The 15536-nt window shown below is 67.2% G+C and carries 16 protein-coding genes; 7 read left to right on the top strand and 9 right to left on the bottom strand.

Going from position 1 to position 15536, the window contains the following annotated elements; genetic code table 11:
* Window position 1 precedes the first annotated feature (1 nt).
* From purB to ACWIGI_RS29750, 3 genes are all read left to right on the top strand, one after another.
* Window positions 2-1423 carry an adenylosuccinate lyase gene (gene purB, locus ACWIGI_RS29760; RefSeq protein ID WP_454205883.1) on the top strand — a complete coding sequence of 474 codons (1422 nt, stop codon included), beginning with the start codon at window positions 2-4 and terminating at the stop codon, window positions 1421-1423.
* A 130-nt stretch (window positions 1424-1553) separates the two neighbouring features.
* Window positions 1554-1988, top strand: coding sequence for an HIT family protein (locus ACWIGI_RS29755; RefSeq protein ID WP_454205881.1), 435 nt, complete (start codon window positions 1554-1556; stop codon window positions 1986-1988).
* Between the two features lie 132 nt (window positions 1989-2120).
* Window positions 2121-3080: an alpha/beta hydrolase gene (locus tag ACWIGI_RS29750; RefSeq protein ID WP_454205880.1), complete on the top strand. Its 960-nt coding sequence runs from the start codon at window positions 2121-2123 to the stop codon at window positions 3078-3080.
* A 90-nt stretch (window positions 3081-3170) separates the two neighbouring features.
* On the opposite strand, the gene ACWIGI_RS29745 is transcribed toward ACWIGI_RS29750, so the two are convergent.
* Both ACWIGI_RS29745 and ACWIGI_RS29740 read right to left on the bottom strand, forming a co-directional pair.
* Window positions 3171-3386, bottom strand: a complete 216-nt coding sequence (locus tag ACWIGI_RS29745) for a DUF397 domain-containing protein (protein WP_379008694.1) — start codon at window positions 3384-3386, stop codon at window positions 3171-3173.
* A 305-nt stretch (window positions 3387-3691) separates the two neighbouring features.
* Window positions 3692-4732 carry a DUF2330 domain-containing protein gene (locus ACWIGI_RS29740; protein ID WP_454205878.1) on the bottom strand — a complete coding sequence of 347 codons (1041 nt, stop codon included), beginning with the start codon at window positions 4730-4732 and terminating at the stop codon, window positions 3692-3694.
* Window positions 4733-4840: 108 nt separating this feature from the next.
* Between ACWIGI_RS29740 and ACWIGI_RS29735 the strand changes: the two genes are divergently transcribed.
* Window positions 4841-7036 (top strand): S9 family peptidase, encoded by a 2196-nt coding sequence (locus tag ACWIGI_RS29735; RefSeq protein WP_454205876.1) that lies wholly within the window; start codon window positions 4841-4843, stop codon window positions 7034-7036.
* A 236-nt stretch (window positions 7037-7272) separates the two neighbouring features.
* On the opposite strand, the gene ACWIGI_RS29730 is transcribed toward ACWIGI_RS29735, so the two are convergent.
* Window positions 7273-8820, bottom strand: a complete 1548-nt coding sequence (locus tag ACWIGI_RS29730) for a glutamate decarboxylase (protein WP_454205874.1) — start codon at window positions 8818-8820, stop codon at window positions 7273-7275.
* A gap of 104 nt (window positions 8821-8924) precedes the next feature.
* Between ACWIGI_RS29730 and ACWIGI_RS29725 the strand changes: the two genes are divergently transcribed.
* Both ACWIGI_RS29725 and ACWIGI_RS29720 read left to right on the top strand, forming a co-directional pair.
* On the top strand, window positions 8925-9866 hold the full coding sequence (locus ACWIGI_RS29725) for a glutaminase (RefSeq protein WP_454205872.1): 942 nt from the start codon (window positions 8925-8927) through the stop codon (window positions 9864-9866).
* 79 nt (window positions 9867-9945) lie between these two features.
* Window positions 9946-11310, top strand: a complete 1365-nt coding sequence (locus tag ACWIGI_RS29720) for a M20/M25/M40 family metallo-hydrolase (protein ID WP_454205870.1) — start codon at window positions 9946-9948, stop codon at window positions 11308-11310.
* Between the two features lie 147 nt (window positions 11311-11457).
* Here the strand turns inward: ACWIGI_RS29720 and ACWIGI_RS29715 are convergent, their stop codons facing one another.
* From ACWIGI_RS29715 to ACWIGI_RS29690, 6 genes are all read right to left on the bottom strand, one after another.
* Window positions 11458-12120, bottom strand: coding sequence for a DUF6881 domain-containing protein (locus tag ACWIGI_RS29715; RefSeq protein ID WP_454205868.1), 663 nt, complete (start codon window positions 12118-12120; stop codon window positions 11458-11460).
* 441 nt (window positions 12121-12561) lie between these two features.
* Window positions 12562-13053, bottom strand: a complete 492-nt coding sequence (locus ACWIGI_RS29710; protein WP_454205867.1) for an N-acetyltransferase family protein — start codon at window positions 13051-13053, stop codon at window positions 12562-12564.
* Between the two features lie 147 nt (window positions 13054-13200).
* Window positions 13201-13410 (bottom strand): DUF397 domain-containing protein, encoded by a 210-nt coding sequence (locus ACWIGI_RS29705; RefSeq protein WP_454205865.1) that lies wholly within the window; start codon window positions 13408-13410, stop codon window positions 13201-13203.
* A 13-nt stretch (window positions 13411-13423) separates the two neighbouring features.
* A complete protein-coding gene (locus ACWIGI_RS29700; RefSeq protein ID WP_454205863.1) occupies window positions 13424-13633 on the bottom strand; it encodes a DUF397 domain-containing protein in 210 nt (69 codons plus the stop codon).
* A 12-nt stretch (window positions 13634-13645) separates the two neighbouring features.
* Complete coding sequence (locus ACWIGI_RS29695; RefSeq protein ID WP_454205861.1) at window positions 13646-13849, bottom strand: DUF397 domain-containing protein; 204 nt, start codon at window positions 13847-13849, stop codon at window positions 13646-13648.
* Window positions 13846-14721, bottom strand: a complete 876-nt coding sequence (locus tag ACWIGI_RS29690; protein WP_454205860.1) for a helix-turn-helix domain-containing protein — start codon at window positions 14719-14721, stop codon at window positions 13846-13848. The genes ACWIGI_RS29695 and ACWIGI_RS29690 overlap by 4 nt, the downstream gene beginning before the upstream one ends.
* Before the next feature lie 432 nt (window positions 14722-15153).
* Between ACWIGI_RS29690 and ACWIGI_RS29685 the strand changes: the two genes are divergently transcribed.
* Entirely contained in the window at window positions 15154-15534 is a 381-nt protein-coding gene (locus ACWIGI_RS29685; protein WP_454205859.1) for a hypothetical protein, read from the top strand.
* Window positions 15535-15536 lie beyond the last annotated feature (2 nt).

Raw genomic sequence — 15536 nt, 5'->3', positions numbered from 1 at the left:
CGTGACCTTTGTGCCTAACGTTCTTGCCACCCGATATGCCTCGCCGCAGCTCGTGCAGCTGTGGTCGCCCGAGTACAAGATCGTGCTCGAGCGCAAGCTGTGGCTCGAGGTGCTGCGCGCCCAGGCCGAACTGGGCGTGGACGTTCCGGCCGGTGTCGTCGAGGACTACGAGCGGGTCATCGACCAGGTCGACCTGAAGTCCATCGCCGACCGCGAGCGCGTCACCCGGCACGACGTGAAGGCGCGGATCGAGGAGTTCAACGCCCTCGCCGGGCACGAGCACGTGCACAAGGGCATGACTTCGCGCGACCTCACCGAGAACGTCGAGCAGCTGCAGATCCGGCTCTCCCTCGAGCACGTGTACGCGCACGGCGTCGCGGTCGCCGCCCGGCTGGGTGAGCGGGCCGCGCAGTACCAGTCGCTGGTCATGGCCGGTCGTTCGCACAACGTGGCCGCGCAGGCCACCACCCTGGGCAAGCGGTTCGCCTCCGCGGCCGACGAGGTGCTCATCGCGCTGACCCGGATCCAGGAGCTCATCGACCGGTATCCGCTGCGCGGCATCAAGGGCCCGATGGGCACCGCGCAGGACATGCTGGACCTGTTCGACGGCGATGCCGCCAAGCTGGCGCAGCTGGAGCAGAAGGTCGCCACCCACCTCGGTTTCAAGAACGTGCTCACCAGCGTCGGCCAGGTGTACCCGCGCTCGCTGGACCACGACGTGGTCTCGGCGCTGGTCCAGATCGGCGCGGGCCCTTCGTCTTTCGCGCACACCATTCGCCTGATGGCAGGCAACGAGCTCGTCACCGAGGGCTTCCAGAAGGGGCAGGTCGGTTCCTCGGCCATGCCGCACAAGATGAATTCCCGCTCCGCCGAGCGCGTCAACGGCCTGCAGGTGATCCTGCGCGGTTACGGCTCGATGGCCGCCGAGCTCGCGGGCGCGCAGTGGAACGAGGGCGACGTGTTCTGCTCGGTGGTGCGCCGCGTCGCGCTGCCGGACGCCTTCTTCGCCGTCGACGGCATGATGGAGACCTTCCTGACCATCCTGGCCGAGTTCGGCGCCTACCCGGCCGTCATCGACCGCGAGCTCGAGCGGTACCTGCCGTTCCTGGCCACCACCCGCCTGCTCATCGCCGCCGTGCGCGCCGGTGTGGGCCGGGAGACCGCGCACGAGGTCATCAAGGAGCACGCCGTCGCGGTGGCCCTGGACATGCGCGAGCAGGGCCGCGAGCCCGATCTGCTGGATCGCCTGGCCGCCGACGACCGCATGCCGCTGGACCGGGCCGGGCTCGACGCCGCGCTGGCCGATCGCTCGGCGTTCATCGGCGCGGCCGAGGCGCAGACCGCCGCGGTCATCGCCCAGGTCGAGAAGCTGGTCGCGGACAATCCGGAGGCGGCCCGCTACACCCCGGGCGCGATCCTCTAGGGACGAGACGCGAGCGGCCCGGTTCCCCGGTGGGGGGAGCCGGGCCGCTGTCGTATTCGCCGGGGCCGGAAGCGGTCTCGCGCGACCGGCGGGCTGCCCGCCGGACCGGCGCGTATGGCACGCTCCCCGCATGGATCCGTACACGATTTTCGCCGATATCGTCGCCGGTCGCGCACCCTCGAGCAAGGTCTACGAGGACTCGGATGTGGTGGCGTTCATGGACATTCGCCCCTTCACCCCCGGGCACCTGCTGGTGATCCCGAAGGTTCCCGCGCGCAGTCTGGCGGAGCTGGACCCCGAGGTCGGCGGCAAGCTGTTCCGGGTCGGGCAGCAGCTGGCCGCGGCGCTGCGCGCGTCCGAGGTGGGCGCCGACGGGGTGAACTTCTTCCTGGCCGACGGCGTGACGGCCGGCCAGGAGGTTTTCCACGTCCACCTGCACGTGATTCCCCGCACTCCGGGGGATGGTTTCGGATTGCGCGGGCGGCCCACCTCGCCGCCGCGCGCGGACCTGGATTACCTGGCCGGATCCATTCGGGGAGCGTTGCAGCGAAACGCTGACATTTAATAGCTGAAGCGCATTACCATATGTGAGCTACGCGGTTTGCCAGGGACACGCGGAATCATGATTATTCCTCGCTATGCCCATCACTCGAGTTACGTTGGATAGCGCTTGTGATGGGCTGATGGAGGTGGGGCCATGCGTCGAAGAACCGTCGCCGCGGCAATTCTTGCAGTTGCCTGCGGTTTGCTGAGTCCGGTTGCCATATCGCCGCCAGCGGCGAACGCGGCCCAGGTCGTCCGGGTGGACGAGCTGAATGCCACCCGCTCGGCCCTGTTCATCGATTCGCCCGCCATGGGCCGGGTCATTCAGGTGCAGGTATTGCATCCGGCCGGTGGCGGTTCCCGCGGCAGTTACTACCTGCTCGACGGACTCGATCCCGGCGCGACCCAGTCCACCTGGACCCAGGCCACCGACGCCGAACCCTTCTTCCGCGGCAAGAACGTCAACGTGGTGCTGCCGATGGGCGGGCAGGCCAGCTACTACACCGACTGGATCAGCGACGACCCGCGTTTCGGCCGGTACCGCTGGGAAACCTTTCTGACACAGGAACTTCCGCCGATCATCGACGGATACTTCAACGGCAACGGCGTGAACGCCATCGGCGGGCTCTCGATGGGCGGCAACGCGGCCTTCACCCTCGCGGTGCGCCATCCCGAGATGTACACCGCCGTAGCCGGTTACAGCGCCTGCCCGGACACCACGATCGCGCAGGGCGCCACCATGTTCTCCATCGCCAATCGCGGCGGTAATCCGCTCAACATGTGGGGCCCGCCGGGCGATCCGGCCTGGGCCGAGCACAATCCGGCGCTGCTGGCCGAGCGCCTGCGCGGCAAGACGATCTTCCTGTCCACCGGCACCGGGATACCGGGCCCGCACGAGCTGGAGATCAAGCCGCAGCTGCCGGAGAACCTCTTCTTCGGCGGGCCCATCGAGGTCGGGGTGAACGCGTGCGTGAGCGCGTTCGCGTCCCGGCTGGCGCAGCTGAACATTCCCGCGCGGGTCGATTACAGCCCGGTGGGCACGCACTCCTGGTCGTACTGGCAGGACACCCTGCACGCGTCCTGGCCGACGATCGGCGGCGCACTGGGGGCCTAGCGCCTCCCGCGGTCGCGGACCGGGCCGAATCGAGCCCGAACCGAGCCCCGGCCCGGATCGAGCCCCGGGCCGAGGCGAGTCCGCTCCGAATCAGGCTGTGGGACGGTTGAATTCGCCGTCCTTGGCGCCGGCCACGAAGGCTTTCCACTCGCCCGGGGTGAAGATCAGCACCGGCCCGTCCGGATTGCGGGAATCACGCAGGCCGATGTTTCCGCTTGCCAGGAAGGCGATCTCGACGCCCTCGGTGCGATCGTCGCTGCGCCGCCATACGACGTCCGGTTCGATCTCGCGGTTCTTGGCTTCCACCTGCGGGGCCCCCTACCTGGCTGCGGGTAACTGGTCGGTGATGTAGATCGCACTCATGATGCCAGTGTTTGCGGAGCTGCCGGATCGGATATCCCATTCTGTGTCCGCGAAAGGAGGTATGTGGTGCGAACGTCTTGGTCACACCAGCGCGCTGCCCCCATCTCCGACAGCTGTGATGTCGTCCCGGAACGGTTCACGGTGGAGATGGCACAGAGCATATTGGCGATTCACCGAACCTGCCCCACCGATCAGTGCGCCCGCCGCAAAGCGGCGGTCTTCTACCTCTACGAGCACCGCGAACTGCGTCACTGACGCCGCGCCACCCGCACCACCACGACCAGCAGCACCCCGACGGTCACCAGCAGCCCGGCCGCCAGCGCGGCCGAACCGGCGGGAAAGCCCAGGAATTCGAGCGTTTCGACGCGGTGCACGACCCGCCGGTAGTCCTTGTCCTCGGTGGCGGCGAGCGTGAAGTCCGAGGTGATCTCGGCCGGTTTCGGGATCACGACCGACAACTCGGTCAGGTAGTCGCGTCCGCCCGCGGCGAGCTCCTGCAGCCCGGCGCTGTCGAATTCGGTTATCCGACCGGCGAATTCGACGCTCACCAGTTGCTTTCCGCGATCGGCGTCCGTGCGCTGCACCCGGTGCTCGCCGAGCACGTAGAGCCGCACGGTCTGGGTGTTCGCGGCGGCGGCCGACATGCGCATGGGGTAGACGAGCCGGTCGGAGGCGAAGCTCAGCCGGACCGGGTCCAGGTCGCCGCTCAGCGCCTCGCCGCCGGTGAGGCGCATGGCCACGAACGACCAGCCCTCGGCCAGATACGGGGCCATGGTCGCGACGACCTCCGCCTTCATGACGTAACCGTGCTCGTCCAGCCAGGTCTGGATGCCGGAGACGTCCCCGCCGGTGAGCGTGGTCGCCTCGAGCGGACCCAGCTGCACCCGGTCGAGCACCGTGGGCGCGGCGCTGCCGGGCGCGCCGCCCATGGAACCGTCGGCGGTGTCGGTGAACCAGCGATGCCTGGTCACGACCTCGGGCGCGGTCCGCTCGCGCAGTTCGGTGAACAGCTCCGCGTCCGCCGCGGTCACGGTGGCCGGCGTGGGCGTCGGCACGATGAGCGCGGCGTCGTCCCCGCCGCTGTTCAGCGCCAGCCGCATGACGATGGTCTCGGTGACGCCGTCCCAGCCCAGCAGCGCGACCTCGTTGTTCACCGTGGCGTTCTCGCCCACGGGTGCGGCCACCCCACCGCAGGCACAGGCGGAAGCCGGTGCGGCCACACCGATTCCGCCGGCGGTCACGATCATCGCCGCCACCGCGAACGCGCGCGCGGTCCTACGCAAGAGCATGTCGGGAGCTTAGCCAGGCGACCTTGCGGTTCGCTTGGGCTCGAACGCCGGGGTGCGGGCGATGCGGGTCGGCGGCCGGGGGCGGGGGTGCACCACTAACGTGGACCCATGGCTTTGGACAGCAGCGACAGCGCGACCTCGACTCCCGGCGCGGCGGTGACCGCGCCGATCGCCAAGCGGGTCCCGACCCAGCGCGAACACCACGGCGACGTGTTCATCGACGAGTACGAGTGGCTGCGGGACAAGGAGAATCCCGAGGTCATCGAGTACCTGAAGGCCGAGAACGCCTACACCGACGCGCAGACCGCGCATCTGGCGCCGTTGCGCGAGAAGATCTTCGCCGAGGTGAAGGCGCGGACGCAGGAGACCGACCTGTCGCTGCCCTCGCGCAAGGGCGCGTTCTGGTACTACTCGCGCACCTTCGAGGGCAAGCAGTACGCGGTGTCGTGCCGCTGCCCGATCGCGGGTCCCGATGATTGGACCCCGCCGCAGCTCGAGGTCGGCGTCGAGATCCCGGGTGAGCAGGTGCTGCTGGATCTGAACGAGCTGGCCGAGGGCCACGACTACTTCTCCCTGGGCGCGCACTCGGTCAGCCGGGCCGGTGATCTGCTGGCCTTCAGCACCGACTTCGAGGGCGACGAGCGGTACACGCTGCGGTTCAAGAACCTCGAAACCGGGGAGATTCTGCCCGACGAGATTCCCGGCACCGCGGGCGGCGCGACCTGGTCGGTGGACGGCACGCACGTGTTCTACGTGACCGTCGACGAGTCCTGGCGGCCGGACAGCGTGTGGCGGCACCGGCTGGGCACCGGCAAGGATGCCGACGTCAAGGTGTACTTCGAGCCGGACAAGCGGTTCGGGGTCGGGGTGGGCAGCACCCGTTCCAAGAAGTTCCTGGTGATCGGCGTCGACTCCAAGCTCACCAGCGAGATGCTGATCCTGGAATCCGACGATCCCGAGGGCGAGTTCCGGGTCCTGCTGCCGCGCCGCGAGGGCGTGACCTACGGGGCCGAGCACGCGGTGATCGGCGGCGAGGACAAGGCGCTGATCCTGCACAACGACGTGGTGGACGGGGTGAAGTCGGAGAACTTCCTGCTCGCCATCGCGCCGTGGGACGATCCGGAGAACCAGACGATCCTGATTCCGCATCGCGACGAGGTGCGCCTCGAGGATGTCGACGCCTTCTCCGACAAGCTGGTGCTGAGCTACCGGCGCGAGGCGCTGCCGCGAGTCGCGGTGTGGCCGTTGACTTCCGAGGGTGGCTTCGGCGAGCTGACCGAGGTCGATTTCGGGCTCGCGCTGTCGGCTTCGGGGCTGAGCGTGAATTCCGAGTGGGAGACCCCGACCTTGCGGATGGGTGTGCAGTCCTTCATCACCCCCGCCCAGGTCTTCGACTACGTGCCCGGCACCGGCGAGCTGATCCTGCGCAAGGAGCAGAAGGTGCTCGGCCACTACGATCCGGCCGAGTACGAGCAGCGCCGGGAGTGGGCGGTCGCGGCGGACGGCGCCCGGGTGCCGATCTCGATCGTGCAGCGCAAGGACGCCCCGGCGGGCCCGAAACCGTTGCTGCTCTACGGGTACGGCTCCTATGAGTCCAGCATCGACCCGTACCTGTCGGTGGCGCGGCTCTCGCTGCTCGATCGCGGCATGGTGTTCGCGGTGGCGCACGTGCGCGGCGGTGGCGAGATGGGCCGGCTCTGGTACGACAACGGCAAGATGCTCACCAAGAAGAACACCTTCACCGACTTCGTCACCTGCGCACGGCATGTGATCGATTCCGGGCTCACCGCACCGGACCGGCTGATCGCCGACGGCGGCAGCGCGGGCGGGCTGCTCATGGGCGCGGTCGCCAATCTCGCGCCGGAGCTGTTCAAGGGCATCCTCACCAACGTGCCGTTCGTGGATCCGCTGACCTCCATGCTCGACGACTCGCTGCCGCTCACCGCGGCCGAGTGGGAGGAGTGGGGAAATCCCTTGGACGACAAGGAGGTCTACGCCTACATGAAGTCCTACTCGCCGTACGAGAACGTCGAGGCCAAGGACTACCCGGCGATTCTGGCCATGACCGGACTGAACGACACCCGCGTGCTGTACGTGGAACCCGCCAAATGGGTGTCGGCGTTGCGGGCCACCAAGACCGGTGATTCGCAGCTGCTGCTCAAGACCGACATGACCTCCGGGCACGGCGGGCCCAGTGGCCGGTACGAGCAGTGGAAGGAAATCGCCTTCGAGTGGGCGTGGGTGCTCGACACGGTCGGTCTGGGCGAAGTCGAGCCGGCCGGTGGCGAGCCCGCCGCGAGCTGATCCCTATTCCGGACGGCGAGAAGGGGTTCGAGGACTATCTCCGCGAACCCCTTCCGCTGCACCGAGATTCGGCAGGGTCCCGAATCCCGGTACAAACGGTTATCGCCGAATGTCCTCCGGATGTGAACGATCGGCGCTGGGGCCCAGTGCTTTCGCTGCACCGACCGCCCGTTGATACCGGCGCGCAGGCAGCCGGCCTGTTTTTCCAACGCGTCGCCGACTTCGGCGGCCACCGCTCACGACTTGGCCTTGCCCTTGGGTGTTTTCGGCTTCGCGCTCGGCTTCGACGTGGTCGTTTTGGTGTTCGCCCGCGAGGTCTTCGGCTCGGCCGCACCGGTTTTCGCCCTGCCCGCCGGAGCCGCGGGCGGTGCCGACTTGGCCAGCACGTGCAGCGCCGGGGTCGGCTGGATGGGGACGGCGGCGTGCGCGCTGTGCGTGAAGCCGCCCGCTTCCGCGCTGGTCAGCGAGGTCACCATGGGGTGGGCCCGGAGCTGGGCGAGGCAGCGGGCCACGTCGGCCAGCAGCAGATCCGCCATGTCCAGGGTGAAGCCGTGCCGGATTACCGCGCGCATGACGGTCTCGTCGCCGCGGTCGGCGGGCAGCGGATAGGCGGCGATGAGCCAGCCGCGGGCGCGTAGCCGGTCGGACAGGTCGTACAGGTTGAAGACCTGGTCGCCGCGCAGCCGCCAGCACACCGCGGTGATGCCGCGCCGTGGATCGCCGTCGTGGACGATCTCGAACGGGCCTATCCGATCGAGTCCACCGGCGAGATGCTGTGCGACACGGTAGATCGCGCTCTGCAGCCGGGTGTAGCCGGTGCGGCCGAGCCGGATGAACTCGTAGTACTGGGTGATCACCTGGCCGCCGGGCCGCGAGAAGTTCAGGTTGAACGTGGCCATGCTGCCGCCGAGGTAGTTCACCTCGAAGATGAGTTCCTTGGGCAGATCCGACGGCGTACGCCACATCGCCCAGCCCGCACCGAGCGGAGCCAGCCCGGTCTTGTGCCCGGAGGCGTTGATGGACCGCACCCGGGGCAACCGGAAGTCCCACACCACCTCGGGCGCGCAGAACGGGGCGAGGAACCCGCCGCTGGCCGCGTCCACGTGTATCGGAATGTCCAGTCCGGTCTTCTTCTCCAGGGCGTCCAGGGCCTTACTGATTCCGGCGACGTCCTCGAAGAGTCCGGTGAAGGTCTGCCCGAAGGTAGGCACGACCATGATGGTGTTCTCGTCGCAGTAGGCGGCCACGTCCTCGGGATGCATGGTGAGCCGGTCGCCGCGCAGCGGGATCTGGCGGATCTCGACGTCGAAGTAGCGGGCGAATTTCTCCCAGCAGACCTGGACCGGGCCGCACACGAAGTTGGGGGTGCCGGTGCCGCCGCGCTTGCGCCAGCGGTGTTTGGCCGCCAATCCGCCGAGCATGGCGGCCTCGCTGGAACCGGTGGTGGAGGTGCCCAGGGTGGTCGCCGGATCCGGCGCGTTCCACAGGTCGGCGATCATGCGCACGCAGCGTTTCTCGAGCTCCGCGGTCTGCGGGTACTCGTCCTTGTCGACGATGTTCTTGTCGAGGGACTCGTTCATCAGTCGTCTGGCCTGATCGTCGACCCAGGTGGTGCAGAAGGTCGCCAGGTTCATGCGCGCGACGCCGTCCAGTGCGAGTTCGCCGTGCACGACCTCGTAGGCGACCTGGGCGAACATTTCGCGGTCCGGGAAACCCGCTTTGGGAGCGGACCGGCCCAGGCCGGGCATGGCGAAAAGGTCGTCTGGCTCCAGCTTGCCGGTCATTCAACCCTCCAGTTTGCTGCGGAAACTGCTGGCTTGCTTGACGTGTGCGGTGACGTCGCCACGTGTGAAACGCGTTGTGGATTGTTTCGTTTCGCGGGGAAGTGATGGTTGCTGAACGATTACTATTCAGCGCTATGGACTATGAGAATGTCATAGAACAGGTGCTCTCGGTGGCTTCGCCACACATCGGCGAGGGCGCGGTCGCGGACTATATTCCGGGTTTGGCCGACGTAGATCCCGAACAGTTCGCGATCAGTGTGGCGACGGTCGACGGCGAGGTGTACAGCGCCGGTGACCATGATGTTCCCTTTGCTATTGAAAGTATTTCCAAGGTTTTCGCGCTGGCGCTGGTACTCGCGCGCAAGGGCTCCGGTATCTGGAGACGGGTGCGCCGGGAACCGTCGGATGTGCCGTTCAACGACCTGGTCGAGCTGGAGATGACGCTCGGGGTGCCGCGCAATCCGTACATCGACGCCGGCGCGATCGTGGTAGCCGATCAATTGCTAGCGGATACCGGCGATGGTGTTGCGGCACTTCGGGATCTATTGCGCACGGAGACCGGGAACCCGGTGCTCGAGGTGGACGGCCGGATCGCCGGGTCCGAACTGGGCGCCGGGGATCGCAATCGGGCCCTGGGCTACCTCATGGCCAGTTTCGGCAATATGCGGTGCCGGGTGGATCAGTCGCTGGACCACTATTTCCGGCAGTGCTCGTTCGATATCACCTGTACCGAATTGGCGAGGGCGGGATTGCTCATCGCGCGACACGGGGTGCGTGCGGACGGCACCCGGCTGCTCGATCCCGAGGACGCCCGGCATATCACCGCGCTCATGGCGACCTGCGGAACCTACGACGCGGCAGGGGAATTCGCGTACGAGGTGGGGCTGCCCTGTAAGAGCGGGGTGGGCGGCGGGATCCTGGCGGTGGTGCCGGACGTGTGTTCGGTCGCGGTGTGGGGGCCCGGGCTCGACGCGAAGGGCAACTCCGTGACCGGCGGGATCGCGCTGCGGGAGTTCGCGACGGCGGCCAAGCTGTCGGTGTTCTGAGGCCGGTCGCGGTGGGGTGCGGGACACACGCGGGCGGTGCGATGCGGCGGGCGAGGCTGAAATGATCGAAAATGCCGGGATGACCGACGATTCCCGCACCGCCGCCCTGCGCGCGGCCACCGCCGGCGCGATGCCGCGGGCGAAAAGCGATCTGACCGAACTCGTGTCGTTCCGGTCGGTGTACGACGAGCGGCAGTTCCCCGTGGCGGAGTGCGAGCGGGCCGCGCGGTGGGTCGCGGACGCCTTCGCGGCCGAGGGGCTCACCGATGTGGGGCTGCACGAAACCCCCGACGGCAGTAAGGCCGTCATCGCCCGGTACCCGGCGCCCGCCGGCGCGCCCACCGTGCTGCTGTACTGCCACTACGACGTGCAGCCGCCGGTCGACGAGGCCGCCTGGGAGACACCGGTCTGGGAGCTGACGGAACGGGACGGCCGCTGGTACGGCCGGGGAAGCGCGGACTGCAAGGGCAACATCGTCATGCTGCTGACCGCGCTGCGCGCCCTGCGCGCGGTGGACGGCGACGCCTACCCGGTCGGGTTGATCGTGGTGTCGGAGGGTTCGGAGGAGCAGGGCACCGGCGGCCTGGAGGAGTTCGTGCCGGACAACGCCGACCTGCTGCGCGCGGACGCCCTGTTGATCTGCGACTGCGGCAATTTCGCGGTGGGCGTGCCCACCCTCACCGAAACCCTGCGCGGCAACGTCAATCTCGTGCTCACCGTCGAAACCCTGGCGAGCTCCATGCATTCCGGGATGTTCGGCGGCGCGGCCCCCGACGCTCTGGCCGCCCTGATCCACCTGCTGTCGACCCTGCGGGACGCGGACGGCAACACGACCGTCGCGGGCCTGACCAACGATCAGCAGTGGGACGGTGTGCAGTACCCGGACGCCCAGTTCCGTTCGGACGCGGGCGTTCTCGACGGCGTCGACGTCGTAGGCTCGGGCACGGTCTCCGACATGCTCTGGGCCCGCCCCGCCCTGACCGTCCTAGGCATGGACGTCCCGCCCGTGGTGGGCTCCGCCGCCGCGGTCCAGGCGAAGGCCGCGGCCCGCATCAACCTGCGCATCCCGCCCGGCACGGATCCGGACTCGGCCCTCAAGGCCCTGACCGCCCACCTGGAGTCGAACGTCCCCTGGCACGCAAAGCTGACGATCACCCCCGAGGCGACCGGCGCCCCGTTCCGCTCGGCCGCCGGCGGCCCCGCCCGCACGGCCCTGGAGTCGGCTCTGCAGTCCGCCTACGCCCGCCCGTCGACGACCCAGGGCCAGGGCGGCTCGATCCCGCTCTGCAACGTCTTCGCCGCCACCTATCCCGAGGCGGAGATCATGCTTCTGGGCGTGGAGGAGCCGAAGGCCCTGATCCACGCCCCCAACGAAAGTGTGGATCCGTCGGAGATCGAGAATCTGGCGTTGTCGGTGGCGCTGTTCTTGGCCTCCTACACCTGAGGATTCGACGATTCCGCCCGTGGAGATCCCGGCACTCCCATCGCACGGTGCCGGTTTCCCGCAGGGCGAAGGACTTGTGGTTGAGTGCAAGCAGATGAGCTTCGGCTGTCGGTTCCGGGCCCGGAATGTTCAGTAAAGCAACGGGTTTCAGTGGTCCAACCAACCGCCGGCAGCCAGCCATGCGTTCTGGAAATCTACCGGAGCAATTTCCACAGCGTGCAGGCGCGGAACCGAGTTCAAGGATCTGAGGGACGGGACGGGTTCCTCGTCCAGCCAGGTGAACTCGGTCTCGACGAACCCGCCGGCCAATCCGATTCGGCCGTCCGCGTAGTGCTCGATCTTTCGGTATTCGTGACCGTCCTCGAGGAGCTCTCGAAATACGACGGCGGGCTGGTCGGCGGACGGTTCGAGGTTCGTGGTCTTCGAGTACCGCATTCCCGCTTCGAGCGGTTCGAACGAAGCGACCGCCGCCGCGGTGGCGCGATCGACTTTCGCGAAACCCTGCGGCGGGATCGGGTCGGCACCCGCCAGCGGACCGCGTGCCTCGGCGCGGGCTGACCTTTCACGTATGTCTGCGAGCAGATCCTGAACCCACACCGGCACTTCGTCGCGCGGGTAGCGCGCGAGATCCTCTTCCAAGGATGGGCCGAGCCATACCGCCAGTGGTGGTTCGTCTTCGTCCTCGTCGAAGGATGTGCTGATTTCGCCGGATGAGGTCGAGGTGAGCGTCATGGTGAACCAGGTGCCTCGTCGCGGCTGGTACATGTGATCGCGCAACCTCATGACCGTGTCGTACGGGTAGATGTCCACGTGCCCGGCGTCATCGAACTCGACGGTGCACAGCAGGCTCTTCCCGGCCGCTGAGCAGGTCAGAGTCATCGTGGTCCAGCCGCTGGGGGCCTGCCCGGAGATCTCGGAAATGAGGTCGTGGAGGAGAACCTGCTTGGATTCCGGATCGCACATGGTGTGGATCGTATGTGTCTGCGGTCCTCATCGATTCTGCTATCGAGACGCGAGAATCGGCTGAACCACCGTGGTGGTCGGCAGTGCGAGGATGGAGCGTGCAGGACGCGCACTCGGCCGGCTCCGCCTTGCGCCGATGGTGTTTCTCGGGCCCGCGGGGCTATCAGGAATCGAACGGTGAGAAAGCCTTGCCGAACCTATCCACAGCTGTCCCCAGGCGCGGAATGGATCGCGCCGGGGGACAGTGGATTTCGAGTCTGACTCGGTGGGTTGTGCACCGGCGGTGGATTACCTGGGGATGAATGTGGATAGGTCGGGGCCGGTGAGGCTTCTGGTGAAGATGATGCGGGATCGGCCTGGGCCGCTGTAGTCCTCCACGCGGTGGGCGTCGAAGCCGAGGGAGCGGTGAAAGGCGATCGAGCCCTCGTTGGCAGGGGAGGTGATCGCCTTGAGGCTCTGGGCGCCCAGATCAGCTGCGGCCGTGGCGAAAGCAGCGTAGAGGCGGCGGCCGAGGCCGGTGCCGCGCGCGTCGTCGCGGGTGGCGATCAGGTGTGTGTAGGCCACTTGTGTCGGAGTGACGAAGCCCAGGACGTAGCCGTGAATACCCTTGTCGCCCATCGCGACCAGGCAGGTTTCCGGGAACTCGTGGACCAGGATCGGGAGGTGCTGGGCGCGTAGGTCGCGATCGCCCCAGTAGCGCTCGTGGTCGTCGACCACTCGGCGCAGGTCGTATGTGGTTGCGCGCCTTATGGTTTCGCCGGAGACGTCATGGTCGGTCATTCCGCGATGGTCACACTTCCCGCCGGTGCCCGCATCTCGCCCCTGTCCGGCAGTTCGACGGTGGTCATGGCGACTCCATAGCCGCGCGCCCTTCCACTCGCCCGCTCTCGACCTGCGGGAGCCGGGATCGGTCGGGCTGCGCCGAGGCTAGGGCCGGTCGAACCTTCCGGCGCGCAGCGAGGTGGTGAAGGCGTCCCAGGCCGCGGGTTCGAAAGTGAGGACGGGGCTGTCCTTGTCGAGCTTGGAGTCGCGCACGGCAACCCCGCCGCCGCTGACGTGGGCGACTTCCAAGCACTCGCCTCCCGAACTGCTGCTGTAGCTGCTCTTGAACCATTCGATGGGGGACAGGTGGGTCATCGCGAGGTGCACCTCAGGTCGGGTCGAACTCTCCGGCTCGCACCGAAGTCGTGAAGACATCCCAGGCTTCGGGGGCAAAGAGGAGGACGGGGCCGGCCATGCCGAGTTTCGAGTCGCGCACGGCGACTGTGCCGCCGTCGAGGTGCGCGGCTTCTACGCAGTCGCCGCCCGACTGGCTGTGGCTCGACTTGAACCATTTGGGGTCGAAAGCCGAGGTTGTCATGCGATGCGCTCCTCAGGGGCGGTCGAATCGTCCTGCTCGGATAGCGGCGGTGAAGGCGTCCCAGGCTTCGGGTTCGAAGACGAACGCAGGGCTGTCTTCGCCGCGCTTCGAGTCGCGGACGGCTACCCTGCCGCCGCTCAGGTGGGCGGCTTCGACGCAGTCGCCGCCGGATCGGCTGTAGCTCGACTTGAACCATGCGGTCTCGAGGATCTTCATCGGCCGTACTCCTCGGCTAGTGACAATGCCAGTTGCCCGGTTGTGTCCTGATCGAGAGCCACACGGGAAATCTCCGCGAAGGCATCGCGATAGCGCTTGACTTCGGAGTCTCGCTCCAGGAAGAGAACGCCCGTGTACTCCTCTATGAATGCTACCGGAGGTTCGGTCGTCCCGAACGCGGCGTTTTTCGGAAAGTCCAGCAGGACAAAAGAACCCACGATCGAACCGAGATGACCCGGGGCGTCGAACGGGACCACGCGCACCGAGACATTGGGTCGTTGGGCTACGGCGGCCAGATGGCGGAGTTGACCGGCCATCACGCTCGGCCCACCGATCTGATCTCGGAAGACGAATTCCGACAGCACTACGTCCAGCTTGAATGCCTGATCCTCGAGGCGTGACTGCCGACGGACCGCCAGTTCCACTCGCCTTTCCACTTGCGCAGCGGGCATATCGGGATACTCGATCCACGCGACGGCTCGGCGATACTCGGGTGTTTGGAGCATGCCCGGCATGACGGCGGTTCGCCAGACAGCAAGGCTGTGCGCTGCCTCCTCCAGGCTGACGTAGTGATCGAAACGTGGTTCCATCTCGTCGGCGAACGCGCGCCACCAGTTCTTCTGAACCGCCGCGAGTTCCTGGGCCAGCCCGACCAGGACTTGTCGATCGCCGTCACTGATCTGATAGGCGTTCGCGAGGGCGTTGATCCATAGCTGAGGAACCTTGGATTTCAGCCCTTCTTCGAGCCGCGTCATGGTCTGTTGTGATGTCTCGACCACCTGTGCGGCGGCGTAGATGGTCAGGCCCGCCCGCCTTCGGTGTTGTGCCAGCAATCGTCCAAGTGCTCGGCTCGCGAGTGTTGATCCAGCCATTGTTTAGCCTCGCTATCGGAAGGGCTGAATTTTGGAAGTACCCATCTTGGAAGCATCCGCTATGGAAGTTCGCTAGTTGCTGGGTGATTCGTCTGTTTTTGCAGTTCCGTCCCCTGGATATTGGAAGTTTACTGGGTGGGCCCGACACGGAAGGTGAATCTCGACCAGAGGTAAGGCGCGGTCAATGCGCCTGTGGTTCCGGGGTTTCGGATCAATTCCGAGTCCGACGTTGACGGGAGATCAATTCACGCCTACCTGGGGAGGAATCGTGGTTTCCCGACATGATCCGCCGGACTATCCGGTGATGAATCTCGATGTGGCAGTGTGCGGTCAGCAGTCGCATGCGGGCTGCGATGGCGAATTGTGCGCGGCCAAAAGGTATTTCGATCGGCTTGTGCCAAGGCTCCGGCGTGCGAGCGGGGAGGGTGGGCAATGAGCGGCTTCGTGTTCGCGGGGGCGACCGTGGTTTTCGCGGTCGCGCTCATCGCCTGTGGATACCTGTTGACGGGTGGGGAGGGCTGTGGCGCAGCGCATTACGGCGGGAGAAACTCCATCACCGTCGCCGAGCTCGGGCGGCGGCTGGCCGCGGAAGCGCGGGGCGGCGGGCAGGCGGGCATGTGGCTGTCGGCGTGGTCGCACTCCGCCCCGGAGGCCGAACCCACTGTGGCGCAAGCCCACGACGTCATGCGACTGCACCGGGAATGCCAGATGCGCGACTGCGCGCGGAAGCGAGCCGCCTATTGGGCGCTGGCCGCGGCGGGGCGGTTGCGGCCCGACGGGCGCGCCGAGCGGTGGGGGAGCGGAGAGCGGTGAGG

The organism is Nocardia sp. NPDC055321 (assembly GCF_053645575.1).
This window is presented reverse-complemented; position numbering and strand designations above follow the sequence as displayed.